Source organism: Sulfurovum sp. (assembly GCF_036568385.1).
In the GTDB taxonomy this organism is placed as follows: Bacteria; Campylobacterota; Campylobacteria; order Campylobacterales; family Sulfurovaceae; genus Sulfurovum.
In genome coordinates, this window is record NZ_DATCSP010000064.1 from 35,827 (window position 1) to 58,748 (window position 22,922).

General features: G+C 47.8%; 28 protein-coding genes. 18 read left to right on the top strand and 10 right to left on the bottom strand.

What is annotated here, in order from left to right:
- The first annotated feature begins 54 nt into the window (after positions 1-54).
- Together VIM88_RS07065 and cutA are read left to right on the top strand one after the other, a co-directional pair.
- Positions 55-510, top strand: a complete 456-nt coding sequence (locus VIM88_RS07065; protein ID WP_331862184.1) for a low molecular weight protein-tyrosine-phosphatase — start codon at positions 55-57, stop codon at positions 508-510.
- Positions 497-820 (top strand): divalent-cation tolerance protein CutA, encoded by a 324-nt coding sequence (gene cutA, locus VIM88_RS07070; RefSeq protein WP_331862185.1) that lies wholly within the window; start codon positions 497-499, stop codon positions 818-820. Before VIM88_RS07065 ends, cutA begins: the two co-directional genes overlap by 14 nt.
- On the opposite strand, the gene VIM88_RS07075 is transcribed toward cutA, so the two are convergent.
- Positions 817-1,347: a YbhB/YbcL family Raf kinase inhibitor-like protein gene (locus VIM88_RS07075; protein WP_331862186.1), complete on the bottom strand. Its 531-nt coding sequence runs from the start codon at positions 1,345-1,347 to the stop codon at positions 817-819. The genes cutA and VIM88_RS07075 overlap by 4 nt on opposite strands.
- Before the next feature lie 129 nt (positions 1,348-1,476).
- Between VIM88_RS07075 and VIM88_RS07080 the strand changes: the two genes are divergently transcribed.
- The 5 genes from VIM88_RS07080 (at position 1,477) to VIM88_RS07100 (ending at position 6,143) form a co-directional block, all read left to right on the top strand.
- The gene (locus VIM88_RS07080; protein ID WP_331862187.1) at positions 1,477-2,106 is read left to right on the top strand and encodes an NAD(P)H-dependent oxidoreductase; all 630 of its coding nucleotides are present in this window, start codon (positions 1,477-1,479) and stop codon (positions 2,104-2,106) included.
- A 5-nt stretch (positions 2,107-2,111) separates the two neighbouring features.
- Positions 2,112-2,702, top strand: a complete 591-nt coding sequence (locus VIM88_RS07085) for a flavin reductase family protein (protein ID WP_331862188.1) — start codon at positions 2,112-2,114, stop codon at positions 2,700-2,702.
- A 359-nt stretch (positions 2,703-3,061) separates the two neighbouring features.
- A complete protein-coding gene (locus tag VIM88_RS07090) occupies positions 3,062-3,910 on the top strand; it encodes a formate/nitrite transporter family protein (protein WP_331862189.1) in 849 nt (282 codons plus the stop codon).
- A 39-nt stretch (positions 3,911-3,949) separates the two neighbouring features.
- Positions 3,950-4,390: a cyanase gene (gene cynS / locus VIM88_RS07095; protein WP_331862190.1), complete on the top strand. Its 441-nt coding sequence runs from the start codon at positions 3,950-3,952 to the stop codon at positions 4,388-4,390.
- 31 nt (positions 4,391-4,421) lie between these two features.
- A complete protein-coding gene (locus tag VIM88_RS07100) occupies positions 4,422-6,143 on the top strand; it encodes a protein kinase domain-containing protein (RefSeq protein ID WP_331862191.1) in 1,722 nt (573 codons plus the stop codon).
- A 25-nt stretch (positions 6,144-6,168) separates the two neighbouring features.
- Here the strand turns inward: VIM88_RS07100 and VIM88_RS07105 are convergent, their stop codons facing one another.
- A complete protein-coding gene (locus tag VIM88_RS07105) occupies positions 6,169-6,633 on the bottom strand; it encodes a YchJ family protein (protein ID WP_331862192.1) in 465 nt (154 codons plus the stop codon).
- 176 nt (positions 6,634-6,809) lie between these two features.
- Here VIM88_RS07105 and VIM88_RS07110 point away from each other — a divergent pair, with 176 nt between their 5' ends.
- The 6 genes from VIM88_RS07110 to VIM88_RS07135 all read left to right on the top strand — a co-directional run bounded on the left by VIM88_RS07110 (position 6,810) and on the right by VIM88_RS07135 (position 12,587).
- Positions 6,810-7,136, top strand: coding sequence for a hypothetical protein (locus tag VIM88_RS07110; protein WP_331862193.1), 327 nt, complete (start codon positions 6,810-6,812; stop codon positions 7,134-7,136).
- A gap of 60 nt (positions 7,137-7,196) precedes the next feature.
- Positions 7,197-8,492, top strand: coding sequence for a hypothetical protein (locus tag VIM88_RS07115; RefSeq protein WP_331862194.1), 1,296 nt, complete (start codon positions 7,197-7,199; stop codon positions 8,490-8,492).
- Positions 8,493-8,500: 8 nt separating this feature from the next.
- Positions 8,501-9,379: a metal ABC transporter substrate-binding protein gene (locus tag VIM88_RS07120; RefSeq protein WP_331862195.1), complete on the top strand. Its 879-nt coding sequence runs from the start codon at positions 8,501-8,503 to the stop codon at positions 9,377-9,379.
- Positions 9,370-10,110: a metal ABC transporter permease gene (locus VIM88_RS07125; RefSeq protein WP_331862196.1), complete on the top strand. Its 741-nt coding sequence runs from the start codon at positions 9,370-9,372 to the stop codon at positions 10,108-10,110. Before VIM88_RS07120 ends, VIM88_RS07125 begins: the two co-directional genes overlap by 10 nt.
- Before the next feature lie 176 nt (positions 10,111-10,286).
- On the top strand, positions 10,287-11,432 hold the full coding sequence (locus VIM88_RS07130) for a hypothetical protein (RefSeq protein ID WP_331862197.1): 1,146 nt from the start codon (positions 10,287-10,289) through the stop codon (positions 11,430-11,432).
- A 9-nt stretch (positions 11,433-11,441) separates the two neighbouring features.
- A complete protein-coding gene (locus VIM88_RS07135) occupies positions 11,442-12,587 on the top strand; it encodes a hypothetical protein (protein ID WP_331862198.1) in 1,146 nt (381 codons plus the stop codon).
- A gap of 65 nt (positions 12,588-12,652) precedes the next feature.
- Here the strand turns inward: VIM88_RS07135 and VIM88_RS07140 are convergent, their stop codons facing one another.
- The gene (locus VIM88_RS07140; protein WP_331862199.1) at positions 12,653-13,189 is read right to left on the bottom strand and encodes a YaeQ family protein; all 537 of its coding nucleotides are present in this window, start codon (positions 13,187-13,189) and stop codon (positions 12,653-12,655) included.
- A gap of 102 nt (positions 13,190-13,291) precedes the next feature.
- On the opposite strand from VIM88_RS07140, the gene VIM88_RS07145 reads away from it, so the two are divergent.
- Entirely contained in the window at positions 13,292-13,921 is a 630-nt protein-coding gene (locus VIM88_RS07145; RefSeq protein ID WP_331862200.1) for a serine esterase, read from the top strand.
- 39 nt (positions 13,922-13,960) lie between these two features.
- Here the strand turns inward: VIM88_RS07145 and VIM88_RS07150 are convergent, their stop codons facing one another.
- Positions 13,961-14,137, bottom strand: a complete 177-nt coding sequence (locus VIM88_RS07150; protein WP_331862201.1) for a DUF1289 domain-containing protein — start codon at positions 14,135-14,137, stop codon at positions 13,961-13,963.
- Between the two features lie 157 nt (positions 14,138-14,294).
- Here VIM88_RS07150 and VIM88_RS07155 point away from each other — a divergent pair, with 157 nt between their 5' ends.
- Positions 14,295-14,762, top strand: coding sequence for a leucine-rich repeat domain-containing protein (locus VIM88_RS07155; protein ID WP_331862202.1), 468 nt, complete (start codon positions 14,295-14,297; stop codon positions 14,760-14,762).
- A gap of 12 nt (positions 14,763-14,774) precedes the next feature.
- Here VIM88_RS07155 and katG read toward each other — a convergent pair whose 3' ends face one another.
- Both katG and VIM88_RS07165 read right to left on the bottom strand, forming a co-directional pair.
- Positions 14,775-16,952 (bottom strand): catalase/peroxidase HPI, encoded by a 2,178-nt coding sequence (katG, locus tag VIM88_RS07160; protein WP_331862203.1) that lies wholly within the window; start codon positions 16,950-16,952, stop codon positions 14,775-14,777.
- Between the two features lie 298 nt (positions 16,953-17,250).
- Positions 17,251-18,258 (bottom strand): NAD(P)/FAD-dependent oxidoreductase, encoded by a 1,008-nt coding sequence (locus tag VIM88_RS07165; RefSeq protein ID WP_331862204.1) that lies wholly within the window; start codon positions 18,256-18,258, stop codon positions 17,251-17,253.
- 127 nt (positions 18,259-18,385) lie between these two features.
- Here VIM88_RS07165 and VIM88_RS07170 point away from each other — a divergent pair, with 127 nt between their 5' ends.
- From VIM88_RS07170 to VIM88_RS07180, 3 genes are all read left to right on the top strand, one after another.
- Positions 18,386-19,093: a DUF4412 domain-containing protein gene (locus VIM88_RS07170; RefSeq protein WP_331862205.1), complete on the top strand. Its 708-nt coding sequence runs from the start codon at positions 18,386-18,388 to the stop codon at positions 19,091-19,093.
- 13 nt (positions 19,094-19,106) lie between these two features.
- Positions 19,107-19,706 carry an NAD(P)H-dependent oxidoreductase gene (locus VIM88_RS07175; protein ID WP_331862206.1) on the top strand — a complete coding sequence of 200 codons (600 nt, stop codon included), beginning with the start codon at positions 19,107-19,109 and terminating at the stop codon, positions 19,704-19,706.
- Positions 19,707-19,814: 108 nt separating this feature from the next.
- The gene (locus VIM88_RS07180) at positions 19,815-20,306 is read left to right on the top strand and encodes a YcxB family protein (protein WP_331862207.1); all 492 of its coding nucleotides are present in this window, start codon (positions 19,815-19,817) and stop codon (positions 20,304-20,306) included.
- Between the two features lie 19 nt (positions 20,307-20,325).
- Here the strand turns inward: VIM88_RS07180 and VIM88_RS07185 are convergent, their stop codons facing one another.
- From VIM88_RS07185 to VIM88_RS07200, 4 genes are all read right to left on the bottom strand, one after another.
- Positions 20,326-20,925 (bottom strand): trimeric intracellular cation channel family protein, encoded by a 600-nt coding sequence (locus VIM88_RS07185; RefSeq protein WP_331862208.1) that lies wholly within the window; start codon positions 20,923-20,925, stop codon positions 20,326-20,328.
- Between the two features lie 38 nt (positions 20,926-20,963).
- Positions 20,964-21,347, bottom strand: a complete 384-nt coding sequence (locus tag VIM88_RS07190) for a hypothetical protein (RefSeq protein WP_331862209.1) — start codon at positions 21,345-21,347, stop codon at positions 20,964-20,966.
- A 371-nt stretch (positions 21,348-21,718) separates the two neighbouring features.
- Complete coding sequence (gene proB, locus VIM88_RS07195) at positions 21,719-22,492, bottom strand: glutamate 5-kinase (RefSeq protein ID WP_331862210.1); 774 nt, start codon at positions 22,490-22,492, stop codon at positions 21,719-21,721.
- Positions 22,493-22,685: 193 nt separating this feature from the next.
- Positions 22,686-22,922, bottom strand: a 237-nt coding sequence (locus VIM88_RS07200; protein ID WP_331862211.1) for a copper resistance protein B, incomplete at its 5' end; no start/stop codon positions are given.

Genomic DNA, 22,922 nt, shown 5'->3' on the forward strand with positions numbered 1-22,922 from the left:
TCAATTCGGTACTATATTTTTGGTATTGTACACTATAGAAATAAAAGGAGAATCATGCATCGTATTTTATTCGTCTGTTTGGGGAACATCTGCCGCAGTCCCTTGGCGCACGGCGTGGCAGAACACCTGGCCCGTACGAACAAACTGGAACTTTACGTGGATTCTGCAGGTACCAGTGACTGGCACGCCGGGGAAGCACCTTGTGACAATTCTATCAAGGTCGCCCAGCAATATGCGATCGATATCAGCAAGCAGCGCTCCCGTCCTATCACCAGAGAGGATATCACCTCTTTTACGCATGTCGTGGCGATGGACAGACAGAACAAAGCAGATATGGAAGCCTTTGGCTTTTCCAATGTCCATCTTTTGGGAGATTATGCGGATTTTCAGGGAGAAGATGTGCCAGATCCCTACTTTTTTAGCGGCTTTGAAGGGTTTGAAAAGGTCTACCGGATGATCTCACTCTGTGTCGAAGATCTCTTGGCAAAGGTAGAGCATGGAAGCCTCTGAGTATTGTATCATCACCACGACCACAGACTCGAAGCAGAATGCTGAAGCGATCACGCAGCAGCTTTTAGAGAAAAAACTTGTCGCCTGTGTACAGTCCTTCCCTGTACAAAGTGCCTACCATTGGGAAGGCAAGATCACAGCCTCGGAAGAGATACTGCTTCAAATGAAAACAAAAAGAGCGCTCTTTGAGAAAGTCATGGCCGAAATTGAACACCTCCATGCCTATGAGGTGCCGGAGATACTCATGGTGCCACTGGCTGCTGCGAACAGAGGCTATCTTGAATGGTTGGAAGAGAGCATCAACCCTTAGTCTCTTTGGTAATAAGAGATCAGGGATGCTTTTTGGATCGTATGCTGGTTGATCATAAAGCCCACCACGGCACTGTTGGTCTCAGCCTTGACGGGTAGACTCTCCACATCCAGGGCATGGACGGTAAATACGTAACGATGGGCTTTGTCTCCCTGGGGAGGACAGGCACCGCCGAAGCCGGCAATGCCATAATCGGTCACGGTTTCCAATGCACCTTTTGGCAATGTTTTTTTCGCGGAAGCACCGGCCTCTATCTTATGGGTATCCGCAGGGATATTCACGATCAGCCAGTGCCACCATCCGCTGCCTGTCGGTGCATCCGGATCATACACGGTGACAGCAAAGCTTTTGGTACCTTTGGGTGCATGGCTCCAGTGAAGCTCCGGCGATATGTTCTCTCCCGAACATCCAAAGCCGCTAAACTCCTGGGCTTTGCTCATCTGTCCCCTGAGCGTCGCACTTTCCAGGGTAAAGCTCTCCGCGGCCAAAAACGAGCCTATCAACATCATTATCCACATAGTTCGCATACGTTCCTCCTAGTTTTTTATGTATCATAGAATAATTTACATTAGAAGACTATTTATACTTTCAAGATAAATCTTGATATCATACCGGACAAAGCCCATCCAGGGCAAAATACTCCCAAAGGATAGACAATGCAAAACGATTTTACCAAAGCGATGGATTTCAGGCATGCCTGCAAGCTATTTGATGAAAACAAAAAGATCAATGAGGAAGAGATGCATTACATTTTGGAAGCGGGAAGAAAGTCCCCCTCCTCTTTCGGTATGGAAGCATGGAAGTTCCTGGTGATCACCAATGAGGAACTCAAAGCAAAGCTCAGACCTTTTTGCTGGGACCAGGTCCAGATCACTTCCTGTTCTCATCTGGTGGTGGTACTTGCCGGTATAGATAATGTCAAAGTGGAGAGCGGTATCCCCAAGAAAAGATTCATGCGACGTGAGATGCCGCAGGAAAAATTGGATTTTTATATGGACATTTATGCCAAACACCTGGAACACACGCTCAGCACGGATGAAAATATCTATGCATGGACATCCAAACAGAGCTACATCGCACTGGGAAATATGATGACCGCTGCCGCTTTCATAGGCATAGACTCCTGCCCGATCGAAGGATTTGAAAAAGAAAATGTCGAAGAGGTATTGGGGCTGGACACCACAAAATACCAGGTGGCCGTGATCCTGCCTTTCGGTTACAGAGTCAACGAGCAGCCGGCACAACAGAGACTCCCCTTTGATGAAGTCGTCGAATTCATAAAGTAAGCAGTATGTTCATCGATTTCGAAGAAAGCAGCACGAGCGAACGGTATCATCTTATGGCCAATACCGTCGTCCCGCGTCCCATAGCGTGGGTGGTCACGGAAGGTGAAGTACTGAACATCGCACCTTTTTCCTACTTCACCCCGCTCTCTTCAGACCCTGCCACACTGATGATCTCCATCGGGCACCGGCCTGACGGTAGACCGAAAGACACGCTGAGAAACCTGAGGGAAAGCAGGAAGTGCGTGGTCTGCATCGTGGATGGGGAGCATTTTGAAGCGATGCACCGCAGCTCCAAAGGTCTCGAGGCATCAGAAAGCGAACTCGAAGTCTTTGATATCCCTGTACAGGGCTCCCTCGAAGGGTTCCCACCGATGCCGGCGGGCATCAAAGTGGCATTTCTTTGCGAATACCTGCAGGAGGTTGATCTCAAAGGAAGCAAAACCATTCCCGTCATCGTAGAGATACAGCATCTCTATCTTGATGATGCGATCATCTCCGACAAAGCGCAGATCGGTCTGGAGTTTTCCGCTATTGCCAGGGTCGGGCGCAGCTATTCACGTATAGACAAGATCATCCCCGCACCCGAGATACCGTAAATATACAGTTTATTTGCACCATCCCCTTTTCACATTTTGAGGTGATGAAAGTCATACTATTTTCATCACCTTACCATTGCTTCCTCTTTATCCTTCCTTATCCTAATTCAAGTCAAACATATTTAATTGATTATTTTTTATACAATAATTTGAATAATATTAGAACAATCCTATCTTATACTTTTCCTGAGGATACAACGTACTTGAAAAGGGAAACCGTATATCCGACTGGACACAAGGTGGTGGTAGAGATCATCCATATTCAATCAGCGTATAGACAAGTGTTTGTCTATATAAATGATAATTAAGAAAAAAGGAATAAAAATGTTAAAACTGCTTATACACACATGGAGTGAACCATGTCTTATTTAGTCCCTCAGGAATTTGTTAAAAAAATGGTCGATTCTGGTGAATCAAAGGTATATATGTCTACAAAAGATACTCTGATACGTGCTTACATGGCAGGAGCAATTTTAGCACTTGCGGCTGTATTTGCAATTACTGTTGCGATGCAAACAGGTTCAGGTCTTATAGGTGCAGCGTTCTTCCCAGTCGGGTTTATCATGCTCTATCTAATGAGCTTTGATCTATTGACAGGGGTATTTGTATTGGTGCCATTGGCTTGGATCGATAAACGGCCGGGAGTGACCGTCGGTCAGATATTTAGAAACTGGGGTCTGGTGGGACTTGGGAACCTTCTTGGTGCGTTAACGGTAGCCTTTATGATGGCATTTGTCTTTACCTACGGTTTTGATACGGATGGCGGTGCGATCGCCCAAAAGGTTTCGGGTATCGGTGAAGCAAGAACACTGGGGTATCAAGCACACGGTATCTCTGGTTGGTTTACGGTATTCATCCGTGGAATGCTCTGTAACTGGATGGTGGCAATGGGTGTGGTCGGTGCGATGATCTCAACAACAGTCAGTGGAAAAGCGATCGCTATGTGGATGCCGATCATGCTGTTCTTCTTCATGGGGTTTGAACACTCGATCGTGAATATGTTCCTTTTCCCGTTCTCTTTGATCATGGGCGGTGACTTTACAGTAGTGGATTACCTGCTTTGGAATGAGGTACCGGTTGCACTGGGTAACCTGGCGGGCGGTCTTCTCTTCACAGGTCTGACGCTTTACGCAACACACGTAAGGACCGGAGCAAAACGTCAACTGAACAATGCTTCTTACCAATCAAAAAAGCCTTCAGTTGCATAAGCTGGAGTCTGGAAAACACTATCAAAAAGGATCTATACTATGAAAAAAATCGAGATGACAGAAGCGATCGTACTGGCAAGGAAAAATGCCAAAATGAGCTGGGAAACGTTGGCTGAGAAAGTTGGTCTATCAGCCACTTTCCTTACTTCAGCGTGTCTGGGGATGAACAGCCTCAAACAAGAGCCTGCAGAAAAACTGTGTGAAGTACTGGGTTTAGAAGGGGAAGTGGCTATCGCTTTACAGGAATATCCCAACAAAACCTGGGACTTTACGATACCTCAGGACCCTCTCATCTATCGTCTCTATGAAGTGGTCGGTGTCTATGGGGAAACGATCAAAGAGATCGTGGGTGAAAAGTTCGGGGATGGCATTATGAGTGCCATTGATTTCTCTTTGGATATAGACAAAGAAGAAAACCCCTTGGGAAACAGGGTGGTGATCACCATGAATGGTAAATTCTTGCCGTATAAATCATGGTAGTGTTGCAGACAGGATAAGGTTACTGAACACGATGGACAAACAATTACAAATCTCTATAGGCGAATACTCAGATAGAGGCCGAAAAGAGATCAATCAGGATTTTCATGATATCTGTATACCTGAAGAACCCCAATTGACACACAAAGGGATCGCCATAGCTTTGGCTGACGGGATCAGCAGCAGCGAGGTCAGTCAAACAGCCAGTAAAACATCTGTCACCTCTTTTTTGATCGATTACTTCAGTACTCCGGAATCCTGGTCTGTACAAAAGTCAGCACAGCGCGTGATGAATGCGACCAACTCCTGGCTCTACGCACAAACCAAACAGAGCCAGTACTATTACGATGCGAATAAAGGGTATGTCTGTACCTTTAGTGCCATGATCCTCAGGTCCACCACAGCCCATATCTTTCATGTAGGCGATACCCGTATCTATCGGTTGAGAAACCATGTGCTCGAACAGTTGACGGAGGATCATCGGATGTGGATCTCTCAGGAGAAGAGTTATCTTAGCCGTGCCCTGGGTGTTGATACAGACCTCAAAATTGATTATGATACTTTACAGGTAGAAGTAAACGACATTTTTGTCTTTATGACGGACGGCATCTATGAATATGTGAACGCCGGTATGATCATCAGCACGATAGAAACATATGGTCATGACCTGAATGCCGCAGCGAAATACCTTGCCGATACGGCGTACGATAAAGGCAGTGATGACAACCTGACCATTCAACTGATACATGTGGATGCCCTTCCCGACAAAGAGGCCAATGAGATTCAGAAACAACTGAGTGAAAAGCCTTTCCCGCCGATACTTGAGGCACGTATGCTCTTTGACGGATATGAGATCATACGTGAGTTAAGTGCGAGCAGCAGAAGTCATGTCTATCTGGCTGTCGATACGGAAACAGAGACGCGTGTCGTTCTGAAAACGCCCTCCATTGATCTACGTGAGAACAAAGCATATCTTGAACGGTTCTTGCTGGAAGAATGGATCGCTATACGTATGGATCATGCCCATTTGCTAAAGTCTTATTTGCCCACACGCAAACGCAATTATATCTATACGGTGACAGAATATATTGATGGACAGACCCTGACACAGTGGATGATAGACAACCCTGCGCCAACTATAGAAACCGTACGTGAAATAACAGAACAGATAGCCAGAGGACTGCTCGCACTGCATCGGCAGGAAATGATCCATCAAGACCTGAGGCCAGAGAATATCATGATCGACAGCACAGGTACCGTGAAGATCATTGACTTTGGTTCAACCAGAATAGAGGGAATCGTCGAAACCAATGCCTATATCGAACAGGAACATCTGCTCGGAACAGCACTCTACTCTGCACCGGAGTATTTTCTAGGGAACACCGGCTCAGCACGTTCAGACCTCTTTTCACTGGCGGTGATTGTCTATCAAATGATCTCCGGTGATTTTCCCTATGGCACTAAAGTGGCCAGATCGACCACCAGGGCGGCACAAAAAAAATTGAAATATAAACACTTAAACCCCGATGCACAGGGTATACCGGACTGGATCGATGAAACCCTGAAAAAAGCACTGGAACCAGACCCCTATAAACGGTACGGAGAACTCTCCGAATTTCTATATGATCTGCGGCATCCCAATCAGGCATATATAAACAAGTCCAAACCGCCACTTTTAGAACGTAATCCCCTGCTTCTATGGAAAACCGTTTCTTTCATCTTAGCCGGCATCATTGTCCTGCTGTTAAGCAGATGAAAGGGTGAAATCTTTACTCGTACTGCTATGCCAGCTTTTTAAAACAGCATCTTTTGTATTTCAAGCCGCTGCCGCAGATGCATGGTTCATTGCGTAGAAAAGAGACCTTGTCTTCGTAGATCTCTCCGTCGACATACTTCCACATATCATTGACCTTTAAAAATACAGACTTTTCATGGTGCATGTGCTGCTTGCCGTCAAAGATATAGTAGGCTTTGAATTCGACCATCTCCTCATTGTGGTCAATGATCTCCAAATGTTGCCAGATGCTGTTGTCCGCCCAGTCCTGTATGAACTTGAGCTCTTCATCACTCCATGTATGGTCATGGGTGGTGGCATGAAGGTAGTTCACGTCGCCCAAGCAGTAGGCACTGTAGCGTGAACGCATCAGGCTGAGGGCATCGGGTGCTACCTCCAGCACTCTCAAAATGGGTTCGCAGCACTCAGAAAAATTCAATCCGCTTTTACAATAACATTTATCCACATTCATCTCTCTATTCTCTATCTGTTGGTTTCAAATCTGCACGCATCATACCATAAACTGTTTTGATGTTTCAAAAAGTGTTTTCTCCGCTTAATCCTATTTACAATTTATTAAAGTATAATCCGATTCAAAAATCCCAAAAAAGAGAAAAAGTGCGGCAGACAAGACTATTTCATTACCTATTGATAGCATTCGTACTATTGGCATACCAGTCCAATACCCTGCACTTTGAGCATCTCCTCGAAAAAAACGATGACTGTCATACCTGTGTCTCGGAAGAACACACAGACAATGTACTGCATGAAATATCCCATGTTCTGGCGATACATCTCAGTGAAAGTATCGTAGAGAACAGTGTTGTCAGGCAGAAGATCTGCAGACCGGATATTCGCAAGATCATTCAGACACCGGCACGGGAATCTGTAGATCTTTCAGGGCTGCACGCGTATTGCTCACCCTTTACTCCCCTGGGATACCTCTCTCACGCACCCCCTTTTTCCTTGTCCTGAACCAAAATCACAAACAGCTAAAATTACTATAAAAACCAATCATAATACAAGGATATATGTATGAAAAAAATATGGATGATCAGTGCCATCACGGCTACACTGATCTATGCTCAGGAAATGAGCCTGGAAGAAGAGCTCGCAAGTCAAAAAACAGCACCGGCTTCCACACAAGATGACTATATGCCCAATATCTCTCTGATACTCGATGCCAGCTATATCAATGAATCACTGGACATCGACACCGAGCATGTGGAGATACCGTCATTCGTTGAAGGCGGCTCAGATGATGAACATGCACACACGCCGCTGGTCGGCAATGACGGGTTTAATTTCAATTATGCCGAACTCGTGATGTCAGCCTCTGTGGATAACTATTTTGACCTTATGGGTGTGTTTCACATGACAGAAGATGATATCGAGATAGAAGAAGGGTATGTGGTGACCACCTCTTTGCCTTATCACCTCAGGGCCAAGATCGGTAAATTCAGAAGTGACTTCGGGTACCTCAGCAACAAGCATGAGCACGCCTACAGTTTCCAGAAACTGCCGCTTATCTATAACGCACTTCTGGGAGACCATGCGATCAACGAAGAAGGGGTACAGCTTCAGTATGTCTTCCCTACCAATATCTATACGATGGCAGGGGTAGAACTGCTTCGCGGTGAAAATGAACAGAGCTTCGGTGTAGAGGGGTTTACGACTCCTGATCTAACTGAGGTCGAGGATGTATCACAGCCCTCTTTGGTCGTCGGATATCTCAAAACCTCTTTTGACCTAGGCGGCAGTACCATCCTGGGTGGTGTGAGCATCGCCAAAGGTGACAGCAGGATGAACCACCTGGGGGATGTACATGCGGACCATGAAGAAGAGGAAGAAGGAGCACATGCATTTTCGGGAGATACGACCATCTACGGGGCGGACCTGGTCTATAAGAACTACTTTTCGGCGACGCGCTCCATCACCTGGCAGAGCGAATATCTCTACAGAGAGATGGACGGTACAAAGTACAGTGAAGTGGAAGAAGGGGTATGGGGAAGTTCCGCGCTTAACAAAAAACAGGCAGGATTCTATACCCAGCTGGTCTATCAGCATGACAGAAATATCAAAACAGGGGTAAGATACAGTGGGATCACCCAAAACGATATCACAGCCAATGCTTCACCGGTGCCTGTAACAGATGATATCTATATCGTATCGGCCATGGCAGAATACAACTTCAGTGAGTTTTCGCGTATAAGGGTGCAGTACAATCATGATGCTTCGCTCTACACGGAAGAGGACCTTAAGAACAATAAAGATGAGTTCATAGTACAATTTACCTATGCGATCGGCGCACACGGCGCACATCCATTTTAGGAGATAAGATGAAAATACTGTTTATACTATTACTGGCAGCCTCTACGCTCTCTGCTAAGCTCAATGTGGCGGCAGCCTACCCCTATATCAAAGAGCTGACAAAAGAGATCGGTCAGGACAAGGTAGCGATCACCCTCCTTTCACAGGGAAACTGGGATCCCCATTTTGTGGTGCCAAAACCCTCTTTGATCGCGCACCTGCGTAACAGTGACCTGCTGATACTCAACGGAGCCTCACTGGAGGCAGGATGGCTTTCACCGCTATTGGACAGTGCGAACAACCCAAACATCCAGGAGAATGCCAAAGGGTATCTTGAACTAAGTGACTATATGGATCTGCAGGATATTCCGAAAAATGTCAACCGGTCCATGGGGCATGTCCATGCAGAGGGGAATCCGCACTTCATACTGGACCCGCACAACGTCATCAAGCTGGCCAAAGTGATCTCTCTGAAACTCTCTTTGCTGGATCCTGCAAACCAGGGATTCTATCAAAAGAACTTCGAAGCTTTCAAAGCTGCGTGGGAAAAGAAACTGGTCTCCTTCGATAAAAAGATGGAAGCATGCAGAGGTATGAACGTGATACAGTACCATGAGCTCTTCAACTACTTTCTGAGACGTTACGGCATCAACTCTGTAGACAACATTGAACCGCTCGCAGGGGTATCCCCGAACTCCAAGCATACCCTGGAGCTCATCAATACGATCAAACGGAAGAACATCAAACTGATACTGCAGGATGTCTACCATGAGCATAGAACGGCCCATTTCATAGCGGATAAGACCGGTGCGAAAGTGGTTCAGCTCCCTCATGATGTAGGTGCCATGAAAGGCACAGGGACACTGGAAGCATTCTATACTACGTTGGTCAACACCGTATGCAGATGATTACCCTGCTCTACCCCGCTTTTATCCTTGCCATCCTTTTGGTATTTGTCCATGCCATTTTCGGCCTGGAGATCATCAAAAGAGGTGTCATCTTTACCGATCTTGCCATCGGACAATTCGCCGCGGTCGGTGTGGCGGTGAGCCTGCTGCTGTTCGAGGGGCACTATATCTTTCTGCTGACCTTTCTTTTTGCCCTGATCGGTGCATTGCTGATCACCCTGGCAACCTACCGTGTCAAGCATATAGAGGCTTTCATCGGGATGCTCTATGCTTTGGGTGCGAGCAGCATTATGATACTCCTTGCCAATACCGGACAGGGGACCGAACTTTTCTCGAAACTCCAGGCAACGGACATACTCTTTACCTCAGCCTCCGATCTCTGGGAACCTCTGGTACTTTACAGTGCGGTGGGCCTGCTCTTTTTCCTTTTCCACCACAGGCTCACAGGGTTTTATAGAGAGGCGCTCTTTTTCGGACTGCTGGCACTGACGGTCACCTCTTCGGTACAGCTGGCAGGGATCCTGGTCGTGTTCGTACTGCTGATCGTACCTGCCTTTGTGGCACTCCTGCAGGGCCGTTTTTCCAAACTGCCTTTTGCATGGGTCCTGGGTTCGATGATCATCATCGCCGCCATGGTCGTTTCTTACTACTTTGACCTGCCTACGGGCTATACCATCGTGTTCATCGCTTCACTCGCAGGTGTCTCCAGTGCTCTGGTCTTCAAAGGCTAGGCCAAGGCACTTTTTTATCTAGAACCATCCTGCACTCCTCTTTATCGTCTAATTCTTCTGTCCCGTTTTACCTATCCTGCGCCAACTCTTTTGATCCACTTAATATTAATTTTATGTTCAATTGTTATAATCCCGAATTATTTTAAAATAAACTAAAAGTTATAAAGGAAACTATTTTGAAAAACCTTATGAAGTTTTTTATCGGAATACTGTTACTCAGCATCACGCTGCGTGCAGATATACACACGGACCTACAGGATCTGTCAACCCAGGGTGAGACACTCAACACGGAACTTTCTGCATTTACTTTCAGCCAGGAAAGCTCATGTATGAAACTGGGGACATTGAACCGCTCCATTGAGGCCTATACAGCCGCGCTAAAAAGCACGACAGAGTCCATGACCGCATTTTCTGTGACAGAAGCGGACCTGGCAGTGCTAGATGACCTTTCTGCTATCGCTAAAAATATGGGGGCAGAGTCACTGCGTCTAACGGCTGAACTGAACAGTATCGAAGATGTTGCGGAACTCTTTGAGTACCGTGCAGGCCTCAGTGCAATGCTGCAGCTCTCCAAAGACATCGGCACGATGGCTGACCGTATACTGGAGATGGCAGACCGTATCCTGATCATGGCTGACAACATCGGGATCATGGCAGAGCGCATCATGATCACGCAGCAGATCCAAAACACCAATATCGCTTTGACACAGGCTTCCATCTTAACCACACAGCAGAATATGGTACTCTTGAGTGATTCGCTTTCAACCATCGCCTATAATCTTACGCTCGGGCAGATCGTCAATGATACAGATACGCTCTCAGGGGCTTTAAATGCCATGAACCTTGACAGCAGCAACATGGACAGCGAACTTGCCTCACTGGAAACACAGACCACTGCCCTATTGAACAAAACCACAAACCTGCTGCTCTTGGTCGTAGAGAACAGTCAAAACATGAGCCACTACATTAATTCGGACACCTTGACGATGCTGGGTGACCTGACAGCCATACATAAAGCCTTGGCCCTCTCGTTGGAAACCTATGCCCGTACCATCGAGCAGATGGCACCGTTGACAGAAACCCCTGTACTCTCAGACGCCACAGCATCGATGCTGCAGCTGACAAAAGATATCGGTGTCATGTCTGACCGCATCATGGAGATGACAGACAAGATCTATATCATGGCTGACAACATCGGACTGATGGCTGACAACATCGTTGCAACGCAGGATATCCAGACAACAAATGTGCTGCTTACAGAGGCCTCTTTGTTGACATCGCAGTCGATCATGATCAATGTGATCAAGAATTTCGGGCTATAGGGAGCAAAAATGAAAACTATGATGAAACTTATCGCACTTTTTATACTGACATTTTCAGCAGTACACGCGGACCTTAAAACGGACCTGACCAACCTCAACCAGAGTATGGTTGAACTAAACAGCACTATCACCGACACCAAGCTGACAGCAGATTCTATCTGTGCGCCGTTGATAGCGCTGAACCAGCAGGCAAAAGATATCGTGGCCGCACTCTCCGCTGCCAATGAGAATATCACAGCACCTTTGACCCTGGACAATGAAACCCTGGTATTGACCGAAGAGCTTTTTGTCAATGTGGCAGCACTTTCCAATGCTTCTTCTGTGCTATCTACAGAGATCGCCCTGCTCCAGACAGCGACCAGTGCCCTGACCCTCAAAGACGGCATTACTGCGATGCTACAGCTTTCAAGCGATATCGGAGAAATGGCGGACCGTATAGGTGAGATGGCTGACAAGATCCTGATCATGTCAGACAATATCGGTCTGATGGCAGACCGTATCCTGGAGACGCAGGTGATCCAGAATCAAAATATCGCGCTGACACAGAACACGATTCTTACCACACAGACCAATATACTGACACTCGTTTCTGTAGTGGAAAGTGCAAGCTATGACCTCACTTTGGAATCGCTTATCACCGATGGGAACAGCCTGGTTGCAAAAATGTCACTGGTGGCTCTGAACCCCTGGAATATGTCAAGTGAACTTCAAGATGTCAAAGAGGATGTCAATGCCTATCTGGTACAAGTACAGGCATTCCAAACGATCCTGAACAGCGACAGTCTGCAGAGTACCATGACCGTCAATGCAGAGTCACTTAATGCCCTGGTCAACCTCTCTCTGATCATGACTTCACTGGGAACGGTGATAGATAGCTATGGTATCGCGATCGAAGCGTCCAAGAACATCACCAGAGAGGCCACCCTTCTTGATGCTATGAACAGTATGCTGATCCTTTCTGCAGATATCGGAAAGATGTCCAACAGCATTTTGGAGATGGCGGACCAGATTCTTGTGATGTCTGACAATATCGGTATGCAGGCAGACCAGATCCTTCTGACGCAGCAGTTGCAGAATACCAATATCGCTGCAACCCAGACCTCTATATTGGCAGCGCAGCAGCTTGCGCTCGGGATCATCGCGGCAAGCAACTAGCTGCGATCATCCTCTCCTTTACAGGCTTTTGTCTTTTGACATAAGCCTTGATGTTGCGATCCGTTCTATCTATCCATCCAAGACTCTTCTCTTATCACTACACTATGTTCGCCATCGATCAATGTGAGTTCATTATCAGAGATATTTGCCTGCAGTGACATGGCACGTTTTGCAAGAAGTTCTATATCTCCATCGATATGAAGATGTTTCACCTGAAGGTTCGAAAAGCGTGTGAGCGATGTCTTTATCTGTTTCCACCAGGAAGCAGCCATACCTTCCTGATACGTATAGATGATCACTTTTTTAGAACGTCCACACGCTTTTTTGATGCGCTTTTCATCAGGTTGTCCGAGATCGATCCAAAGTTCGATCTCACCGCCTAAAGACTTTTTCCAAAGGTCTGGCTCATCATCCTGGGATATGCCTTTACAGAACTCAAGGTCTTCATCCGCATTAAGTATAAATGCAACCAATCGTACCATAAGACGCAAGTCCGTTTCGGAAGGATGTTTCGCCATCGTTAAATTATGGTCCGCATAATAATGACTGTCCATATTTGCTATATTGAGTAACGCTTTGTATATGGTTGCTTTGGCTGCCATGGTGTTCCTTCTCTTTTATCTGTGAAAGTATATCGGTTCTAAATATAAATCCAGTATACTACCCCATGCCCAAAATAAACGATCACACACAGGAAAAGATACATGCCAAACCGTAAAGACATACCCCTCAGCCATATATTCATCCCTTCCAAGGTACCCTCAAAAAAGCTGATGGTCGTACTGCACGGCCGTGGAGACTCCTCTACCGGGTTTTCCTTTCTGCCGCCCTACCTCGATATGGAGGAGATGAACTATATCCTGCTGGATGCCCCCTATGACTATTATGACGGGTTCTCCTGGTATGACCTGCCGCCCAATCAGCTGGAAGGGATCCTCCACTCTCGCGCGTTGCTGACAGAGACCCTGGACAGGCTCTTTGAAGAGGAGTTCAATGCCCATGAAAGTTTTCTGTTCGGCTTTTCACAGGGTTCACTGCTCACCTTTGAATTCGGTGCACGGTACGGCAAAGTACTTGCCGGCTACATTGCCGTCAGCGGATACATCTATGATGCAGAGAGACTGTTAGAAGAGATGAATCCGGATGTAAAAAGTTCACACTGGCTCTGTACGCACGGCACCTATGATGAAGTGCTGCCCTATGAGATCTCAAAGGATCAGGTAGAAACCTTGCAGGAAGGCGGATTTGAGATAGATTTCAGGAGCTACGATAAAGTACACACGATCGCGGAAGATGAATTGAAGATGTTTGAGGAATGGATCAAGAGCAGATAACGGCGTCTCCATTTTATTTGCTGATCGCCCGGAGCATGCCTATTTCTTCGCGTGCTCCATTTTTCTTCTCTCTGCGATGTTCAGCATCTCCTGTTTCTCTTCCACACTAGCTTTGTTCCACCGAAGCATATCGTCAAAAGTACGGAAACATCCTAGGCAGATCTCCTCTTCGTTCAGAGAACACCTTCTGATGCACGGTCTGTTGATATCTGACATTTGATCCTCCTCTTCATATACACTTTAGGTATAGGTTCTGGTATGACTTGGTTGGGATAGTACTTTATCGAGGCTTTGGTTTGGCTAAAGGAAGGTTCGCCGCCTTTATTTCACCATAATATGTTATGATGTCCCGACTAAACTGCAAGGAACGATGATGACAAAAGAAGTTCAAGAGATGATAGCACACTGCAAAGAAGCACAGCTTCCCTACCTCGACCTCAGCCATCAAGGGCTCACAGAGATCCCGCCTGAGGTCGCTACACTGGTCTGGCTTGAACGCCTTTCGCTTTCCCATAACCGCATCTCGGACATCACTCCGCTTGCCTCTCTGAAAAAGATACACAAGCTCTCGCTCTCGCACAATCAGATCTCCGACCTTACGCCACTCTCTTCCTATGAAAATCTCAAATTTCTCTTTATATACGATAATGCCGTCTCTGACATCACACCCTTAAGCCGGCTCTCCACACTCAAAAAGATATCCGCATACAACAATAAGATAGAGAACATCCAACCGCTTGCTTTGCTGCCTAAGCTTGTCTACCTGGACCTGAGAGACAACCCTGTATCAGATCTGCAAACACTCAAGGCGCTGCGTACGCTCAAAGTGCTTCAAGTATAACTTCACCCAGCACTATGCCAGGTCAAACCGGTCCAGGTGCATGACTTTGCTCCACGCTGCTGCAAAATCTTTGACGAACTTCTCTTTCGCATCATCCTGTGCATAGACCTCAGCCAGCGCACGCAGCCTCGAGTTCGATCCGAAGATGAGATCCACACGGGTTGCCGTCCACTTGAGCTCCCCGCTTTTCCTGTCCCGGCCCTCAAAAAGCTCTGCTTCTTCATTGGCGGGCTTCCATTCTGTAGACATATCCACCAGATTCACAAAGAAGTCGTTGGTCAGAGACCCGGGTCGATCGGTGAAGACACCGTGTTTTGTCTGTCCGAAGTTCGTCTCCAGTACACGCATACCTCCTAACAGTACCGTCATCTCCGGTGCCGTCAGTGTCAGCAGCTGGGCACGGTCGATAAGCATTTCCTCTGCTCTGGCATCGATGCTTCTTTTTTGATAGTTCCTAAATCCGTCAGCCGCAGGTTCCAGTACCCTGAAGGCCACCACATCCGTCTGCTCCTCAGAGGCGTCCGTACGTCCCGGTGAAAACGGTACAGAGACCTCAAATCCGGCATTGCGTGCAGCCTGCTCCACGCCGGCACAGCCGCCAAGGACGATCAGGTCGGCAAGGGAGACTTTTTTCCCGCCGGATTGGGCACTGTTGAATGCCTGCTGTATGCTTTCCAGCTTCTCCAATACAGGCATCAGTTCAAGCGGCTGGTTGACCTCCCACTCCTTCTGCGGGGCAAGACGGATACGTGCACCGTTCGCACCGCCGCGCATATCCGACCCCCTGTAGGTCGATGCCGAAGCCCATGCCGTGGAGACAAGCTGAGAGACGCTCAGCCCGGAATCGAGTATCTGTGCCTTCAGCGCCGCTATATCCTCCTCATCGATCAGTGCATGGTCCACTTCCGGCACCGGGTCCTGCCAGAGAAACTCCTCATCCGGAACTTCGGGCCCCAGATACCGTGCACGCGGTCCCATGTCACGATGGGTCAGTTTGAACCAGGCACGTGCGAACACCTCTGCAAACTCTTGAGGGTTCTCCTGGAAGCGTTTCGAGATAGGGCCATAGACAGGGTCCATACGCAGTGCCATATCCGCGGTCGTCATCATCGTCTTGACACGTTTCGACGGATCATGTGCGGCGGGTGCGAGATCTTTTTCCGACGGATTCGCAGGGGCCCACTGCCATGCGCCTGCAGGGCTCTTCTCAAGGTTCCAGTCCTGCCCGAAGAGCATTTTGAAGTAGCCGTCATCCCACTTTGTAGGGTTTGGCGTCCAGGCCCCTTCGATGCCGCTGGTGATCGTATCTCCGCCCTTGCCGCTGCCATGGCTGCTTTTCCAGCCGAGCCCCTGCTCTTCAAGGCCTGCAGCTTCAGGCTCAGGCCCCACTTTCGCTGCATCCCCTGCCCCGTGACATTTCCCGAAGGTATGACCGCCGGCGATCAAGGCCACGGTCTCTTCATCGTTCATCGCCATACGGGCAAAGGTTTCACGGATATCTATCCCAGAAGCAAGGGCGTTGGGTTCACCGTTGGGTCCTTCCGGGTTCACATAGATCAGTCCCATCTGCACCGCGGCAAGCGGGTTTTCCAGATCACGTTCACCGCTGTAGCGCTTATCGCCGAGCCATTCGCTTTCGCTCCCCCAGTAGACATCCCTTTCAGGCTCCCAGATATCCTCGCGTCCGCCACCGAAACCAATGGTCTTGAACCCCATAGACTCCAGCGCGACATTCCCTGCCAGGATCATCAGGTCAGCCCAGGATATCTTGCTGCCATATTTCTGTTTGATGGGCCAGAGCAGGCGTCGTGCTTTGTCGAGATTGGCATTATCGGGCCAGCTGTTCAGGGGCGCAAAACGCTGGTTCCCGGTGCCTCCGCCCCCTCGGCCGTCTCCCATACGGTAGGTCCCTGCACTGTGCCATGCCATACGGATGAAGAGACCGCCGTAATGCCCCCAGTCCGCCGGCCACCAGTCCTGCGAATCGGTCATCAGTGCCGTAAGGTCCTTTTTGAGCGCATCGTAGTCAAGTGATCTGAACGCTTCCGCGTAGTTGAAACCCTCACCCATGGGATTGGAGAGAGAAGAGTGTTGGTGTAGTATATCCAGGTCGAGCTGATCAGGCCACCAGTCTTTGTTACTCTTACCGGTGCCTGAAGTGTGTTTCATCGTCTTTTGAGTCTCTGCCATAACATTCTCCTTCGTGATAATCTATCGATTGAAGATGCCGGGAAAGGCATCCCGCTGCCAGGTCGTCTGCTACAGGTATCAAACGCTTCAGCTACGCCTGTGAAACGTACTGCGCGGACTTGATGCAAGCCTCATGTTACTATCTTTATTACACTGATACCGCTTCGACCCTCTTGTTCCTTTTTCATTCATACGTTGATCTATTATATTGTAGTACATGAAACTTAATCAAGGGAAAAAGTTTATCCTTTTGTGTCTATTGTAATATGATCTTATAAATTTGTAGAATGTAAAGGAGTTAAAGGGATCGGGCTGCCTGCACCGCAGACACGACGGCCCCCTCGAGATATCCGCCTTCGCTGAAAGCGCTCTCTGTACCAGAGAACAGGAGCCTGTCATTGAAATGCGTTGCGGCAAATCCGTAGGCAGGATGTGCGCTCAGCGGCATGGCATCGAGAGGTGTTGACGTACAGTCCTCTTTTTTCCAGTCGACAAGATAGATCCTGGAGGGCTCCCCTGCTTTGATGCCGTAAAGCCGTTTCAGCTGCGTGATGATCTGCGCTTCCAGCGCTTCATTGTTCGCACGGTTCGCACGCGTATGCACAAAACCGAAAAGCGCTGCTTTATTTTCGGTGCAGGCATCATGTATCTCGCTCAGAGGTCCCAGGTGAGAAACGGCAAAACCGCTTAAGCCCTCTTCCCTCCAAAATGCCTCCGGGTACTCTATGACACACTTGGCTGCGTACCCCATCCAGGTAGGTATCTCCTGCAGCTGTCTCTGAAGTGCCGAAGGAAGCGCAGGAGCGTATGCCAGGCTCTCTGCTGCCAAACGCGGAGGGAGTGTAACGATCACCCTGTCCGCTTCATAGGTACCGGTTGCCGTTTTCACCACGATCTTTTCACCTGACTCTGTCAGGGAGAGTACTTTTTCATTCAGGTGCACCGCTTTGTGAAGCCGCTTTTCCAAAGCAGCCGCTATCTGGACGATCCCGCCTTTGACACGGTAGGAAGGTACGCCGGAAGAGGGGTGAAACCGCTGTACACCCTCCGGAGCGTCATAGAGGGCAGCACCGTGGGTATATTGCGGGAAAAGCGCCAAGCCCAGGCTCTCTATAAGCTGCAGAATGTTTTTTTGATGTCCCCAGACCCAGGAGGGGCCCATATCATGTCCGCCCATGGCCATGACGCGTCCGCCTGTACGTCCACGTGCCTCCAGGACCGTCACCTCATAACGCTCCTGAAGCAGCACCGCACTGTAAAGCCCGCTAAGCCCTGCACCGATGATCAGTAGTTTCTTTTTTTCCATGCCGTCATTGTAGCCAATGCTCCTATAAGATAGATAAAATGCACCGAAACAGATTGCATTCTTCTACGCTATGGTTTCATTTTCCAAATTATATAAAACAAGTTATAATAAAAAAAAAGGAGTTCCGATGTATCAGATGAAACTATGGGGTATGCTATTGGCCTTTATGCTGACCCTTTCTACGCTTCATGCCGAAGAAAAGCGTTATCAGGTCAGGTCAGGCATGGTTGAATATGCTCTCAGCAGCAGTGGGAATATGATGGGAATGCAGACCAAAATAGAAGGAAAGAGCAAAATGCTTTTCAAAGAATGGGGAAATGTAGAGCTGCGTGACGATACAACCACATCGGTCATCATGGGCAGAGAGGAACATACGCGCCAAACCACAAAGATCGACCATGGAAAAGTGTATATAGTGGACTATGAGCAAAAGGCCATTATAGAGTATGATCCGGCTGCGCTGCAGCAGTCCATGTATAAAGACCTTGCCAAAAGTGCCCAAGAGATGATGCTTTCCAAGGGCGGAACAAAAACCGGTGAAGAGAAGATAAAGGGATATGAGTGCGAAGTATGGGAAACACCGCAAATGAAACTTTGGCTGCACAAAGGCATCATGCTCAGATCCGAAGTCAAGGTCATGGGTATCGTACATACCACAGAGGCAACTGCCGTTCACCTGGACAGAGCGGTATCGGATGAAGCCCTTCAACTGCCTGACTTTCCGATCCGCACCATGGAAGAGCATAGGAAGAACGACCATGGCGATATGCCCCAGATGACACCTGAACAGATACAGCAGATGCAAGAGATTATGAAAAACTTTACACAGAAATAAAAGGAGAAGCACAATGAAAAACGTACTTATCATCAACGGACACCAGAGATATGAACAGATCGCAGAGGGGAAGCTCACCAAACTCTTTATAGACACCGCCAGCGACTTTTTTACTGCACACGGGTTCAATGTCAAACACAGTGTAGTGGAAAGCGACTATAGCCTCCAGGAGGAGCTTGACAAGCTTGCCTGGGCGGATTACATCGTATTTCAATACCCTGTCTACTGGATGGGCGTGCCCTGGATCACAAAGAAGTACATCGACGAGATATTCTCAGGAGGCATGAATACCGTCACCTACGCCAGTGACGGGAGAAGCAGAGAGGATGCGTCGAAAAAATACGGCAGCGGCGGACTGATGCAGGGTAAAAAATATATGCTGAGCCTGACCTACAACTGCCCGGAGTCAGAATTTGACAACAAGGAAGGGTTCTTTGACGGACTCAGCCTGGATGAGGCCAATGTGGCGACCCATAAGCTCTTCCAGTTCTGCGGGGCAGAACCGCTGGAGACCTATGCGATACACGACATCTTTAAGGCCGATCTGGACATAGAGAGCGAGCTGAAACGCTTTAAAGCTACACTGGAAAGAAATTTCCTCTCCGGCAAATAGAGATACTCCTCTCCCCTTGCCTGCCAGGTATGGGGCATCTATTTTCCAGTAACCTGTGCGGTCTATAGGTAAACCGTGTATAATACGGTTTTACCAATAAGGCACACCATGAACATCACCTACCAACTCACCGAAGAAGAATACCAGCAGGCTGTCAACCTGCACCACAAGAGGGGCCAAAGAGTGCTCTTTCTCGCTATATACGTGATGGTGGCTGCTGTCATCGTTGCAGTAGGGACGGACTTTTCAAATACCCGGGAGGTCATCACCAATATGCTGGCTGCTTTCTTCTCGATCGCGTTCTATATGCTCTTTGTGCGCATGATCTCTGCCTATCAGGCCAAAAGCATCTATCAGAAGAGTGCCGTACTGCCGTATGAAACCACACTGCACATCTCCGGAAAAGGTATAAGGATAAAAACAAGACCCGATGCGCCTTCCATCCCGTGGAGCGCGTTCAGCAAATGGAAAAAAAACGAGAGATTTTACCTGATCTACACAACGCCCCGCCAGTTCAATGTCATTCCTGCACGGGTGATGAGCGAATCAGAAAAGAAAGCGTTTGATGCCTACCTGGAGAAATATATCCCGCAGGGGTGAGCTATACCACAAAGCTTGGCTATACCATAGGTATGGCCCATTTTTTGTAGTAGGCCACGATCCTCAGTGCGATACCTGCCGCAAAGACCATACTCGTTGTGAAAAAGCTGATAAGCCCGTACATGTCCAGCACATAGAGGGTTAAGCCTATCAGCAGTGCAATGGTTCCGTAAAATCCTGTTTTGAGCACAAAAGGGATCTCATTGATGATCACATCCCTGATGATACCCCCTCCGACTGCCGTGACGAAGGCCAGAGCCAGTACCCCTGTCAGGTTCAGCCCCGCTTCTATCGCGATCAGTGAACCTGTAATACTGAAAGAGATCAGCCCTATGGAGTCACTGAGTATAAAAAAGGGTTTGTTCTCTATGCTGTCCCGTTTGTTAAACCGGAAAAGCACCAGCAGGACCATAACGATCAGTATGGTGAGCGCAGGCGCATTATGCGTGAACGTATAGGGTGTTCTATCCACCGCGATATCCCGTATCAGCCCGCCGCCCAGTGCTGTGAGAAATACGGAGATCAGTGTCCCCAGGAAATCCAGTTTGTTCCGTGCCGCGACAAAAAAACCGGAACTAGCAAATGCGATGATGCCAATGTACTCTGCGATCTCAAACATACGATACTGCCCTGCCCCTCATCTTCAAAAACGCTGTACTATTCAGAGACACAGGCGTTACCGGAGGAACCCCATTTGACAATGATGCCTTTTTGGTTAGTCTCAAGGAAGAGTTTGCAGGTCTTCTGCACCACATCAGTACCGTAACCGAAAGTGCCGTAAGGGCCATGATAGTACGGCCAGTGCCCATACCCCATCGACATGGAAGGATAGCTGTATATTCTGGATCTTGCATAGACATAGACCTTGTTTTGGTTCGGCAGCGTATAGGTGCTGTCAGGGTACCCTATCTGCTGTATCAGATGGTTGATATCTTTGCCTACCCAGGAGTCATACTTTTGTACGAACTTCTGATGTGTCGCACACCCCTGCATCGCTAAAAAAGCCGCCAACAGAAGAGAGATCTTTACAATATGTTTCATGGTTCCTTCCTTTTCAACTGGATTATTTTTTATAATATACAATTTTACTGTAATGCATGGTGAAATTATATATTAAAAATAGAATTTTGAAGTAAAAGTACCTGCTGAAGTATGAGGCGGCTCTTAACGGGGGTTCAAGGGGGAGGTAACTTTTTACGTTTTGGACAAGGTTAAAGGAAGCATGCAAACAAGGAAGAATGATGCGATCTCAATAAAAAGTTACCAGAAAACCGGAAGGATCAAAAAGGGATAAGGTTCCTTCCTGGAATTCATACTACAAGTATAATAGGATTGTATGAAGTAAGTGTGAAGTGTTTGATTTTTTTATCAAAGTGCGGGTAGAAAAGAGCCCGATACGGTTGCGTATCCGGCTATTTTTTTGCTCTGAAAAGCGTTCCTTTGGTATGAATGCCATCCATCAGATACTCATAGGCCGTAGTGAGGTCGAACCCGCTGCACAGGAACATTTCACGCTCTTTTCCGATCAGGAAATCTGCCGCGATAAGCTTCGTAACGATACCGCCTGATGCGAACTCGTTGTTCGGTGTATGCGATGCGGTAAGCTGGTCCTCAGGGATACTGTTCACCTCTTTGAGGATCTGTGCATCCGGGTTTTCACTCGGGTTGCTGTCATAATACCCGTCTATATCACTTAAAATAATCAGGAGGTCCGAATTTGTGTGATGTGCAACTCTGGCTGCTAGCTGATCATTGTCACCAAAAAGCTGATCCGGTGTACTGGAGATATCATTCTCATTGACAACAGGTATGATATCTTCTTGCAGTGAGGTATTGATGATACGTCTGAATATTTCGGTACGTTTGCGGGAATCAAAATCATCTTCCGTTAAAAGGATCTGCGCGATATCCGCATCATAGATCTCAAACTTTTTTTTGTAGGAACTCATCAGGATAGGCTGCCCGACCGCTGCCAGTACTTTCTTTCCTATGTGTTCTCTTTTATCGAGCTTTAACGCGGTATACCCCGCTGCCACTGCACCTGAAGTAACAAAAATGACCTCATACCTTTCTCTTATTTTCATAAGGAAAGAGACAAGGTTCAGCATACGCTCTTTTGCTATCTCACCCCCCTCAGTCAGTACTGAGCTCCCAACCTTTACAACAACTCTTTTATAATGATTCATAGTAACCTTATTTCATTTTATTATATGTAATATATCGTCAATGATAATATCAAAATAACTTTAAGTACTGATTAAGATAGAGAATGGCACCCTATTTTTAAGCGCAAGGGCCTGCACCCCTGCCTGTTTTCTACACTGATGCAGAGATACGCGTGCATCTGAAAAGCCCTAATGCGGTAAGCAGTGGACCGCTCTAGAACCAGAACCGGACACCGGCCATGAAGTGTGTTTCATCTATCGGATCATACTCCCTGGTATTCCCAAAGCTCCTCTCCCATGTCACACCGATGTAGGGGGCGAACTCGCGTACGAACTCATAGCGAAGGCGCAATCCCGCTTCCAGGGAGGAGAGTCCGGAACCAAGATGCATCTGGGGATCATCTTTGGTGTAAAGGTCCGCTTCCAGAGATGGCGTGAGGATGAGTTTTTG

Bases quoted from the DNA above. Each gene is read 5' to 3' on its own strand.
- VIM88_RS07185 (WP_331862208.1), bottom strand. From the start codon at position 20,925: ATGTTTGAGATCGCAGAGTACATTGGCATCATCGCATTTGCTAGTTCC.
- VIM88_RS07175 (WP_331862206.1), top strand. From the start codon at position 19,107: ATGAAAAACGTACTTATCATCAACGGACACCAGAGATATGAACAGATC.
- VIM88_RS07155 (WP_331862202.1), top strand. From the start codon at position 14,295: ATGACAAAAGAAGTTCAAGAGATGATAGCACACTGCAAAGAAGCACAG.
- VIM88_RS07135 (WP_331862198.1), top strand. From the start codon at position 11,442: ATGAAAACTATGATGAAACTTATCGCACTTTTTATACTGACATTTTCA.
- cynS (WP_331862190.1), top strand. From the start codon at position 3,950: ATGAAAAAAATCGAGATGACAGAAGCGATCGTACTGGCAAGGAAAAAT.
- VIM88_RS07090 (WP_331862189.1), top strand. From the start codon at position 3,062: ATGTCTTATTTAGTCCCTCAGGAATTTGTTAAAAAAATGGTCGATTCT.
- cutA (WP_331862185.1), top strand. From the start codon at position 497: ATGGAAGCCTCTGAGTATTGTATCATCACCACGACCACAGACTCGAAG.
- VIM88_RS07115 (WP_331862194.1), top strand. From the start codon at position 7,197: ATGAAAAAAATATGGATGATCAGTGCCATCACGGCTACACTGATCTAT.
- VIM88_RS07180 (WP_331862207.1), top strand. From the start codon at position 19,815: ATGAACATCACCTACCAACTCACCGAAGAAGAATACCAGCAGGCTGTC.
- katG (WP_331862203.1), bottom strand. From the start codon at position 16,952: ATGGCAGAGACTCAAAAGACGATGAAACACACTTCAGGCACCGGTAAG.
- VIM88_RS07190 (WP_331862209.1), bottom strand. From the start codon at position 21,347: ATGAAACATATTGTAAAGATCTCTCTTCTGTTGGCGGCTTTTTTAGCG.
- VIM88_RS07145 (WP_331862200.1), top strand. From the start codon at position 13,292: ATGCCAAACCGTAAAGACATACCCCTCAGCCATATATTCATCCCTTCC.
- VIM88_RS07105 (WP_331862192.1), bottom strand. From the start codon at position 6,633: ATGAATGTGGATAAATGTTATTGTAAAAGCGGATTGAATTTTTCTGAG.
- VIM88_RS07080 (WP_331862187.1), top strand. From the start codon at position 1,477: ATGCAAAACGATTTTACCAAAGCGATGGATTTCAGGCATGCCTGCAAG.
- VIM88_RS07100 (WP_331862191.1), top strand. From the start codon at position 4,422: ATGGACAAACAATTACAAATCTCTATAGGCGAATACTCAGATAGAGGC.
- VIM88_RS07165 (WP_331862204.1), bottom strand. From the start codon at position 18,258: ATGGAAAAAAAGAAACTACTGATCATCGGTGCAGGGCTTAGCGGGCTT.
- VIM88_RS07085 (WP_331862188.1), top strand. From the start codon at position 2,112: ATGTTCATCGATTTCGAAGAAAGCAGCACGAGCGAACGGTATCATCTT.
- VIM88_RS07065 (WP_331862184.1), top strand. From the start codon at position 55: ATGCATCGTATTTTATTCGTCTGTTTGGGGAACATCTGCCGCAGTCCC.
- VIM88_RS07075 (WP_331862186.1), bottom strand. From the start codon at position 1,347: ATGCGAACTATGTGGATAATGATGTTGATAGGCTCGTTTTTGGCCGCG.
- VIM88_RS07170 (WP_331862205.1), top strand. From the start codon at position 18,386: ATGTATCAGATGAAACTATGGGGTATGCTATTGGCCTTTATGCTGACC.
- VIM88_RS07150 (WP_331862201.1), bottom strand. From the start codon at position 14,137: ATGTCAGATATCAACAGACCGTGCATCAGAAGGTGTTCTCTGAACGAA.
- VIM88_RS07140 (WP_331862199.1), bottom strand. From the start codon at position 13,189: ATGGCAGCCAAAGCAACCATATACAAAGCGTTACTCAATATAGCAAAT.
- VIM88_RS07120 (WP_331862195.1), top strand. From the start codon at position 8,501: ATGAAAATACTGTTTATACTATTACTGGCAGCCTCTACGCTCTCTGCT.
- VIM88_RS07125 (WP_331862196.1), top strand. From the start codon at position 9,370: ATGCAGATGATTACCCTGCTCTACCCCGCTTTTATCCTTGCCATCCTT.
- proB (WP_331862210.1), bottom strand. From the start codon at position 22,492: ATGAATCATTATAAAAGAGTTGTTGTAAAGGTTGGGAGCTCAGTACTG.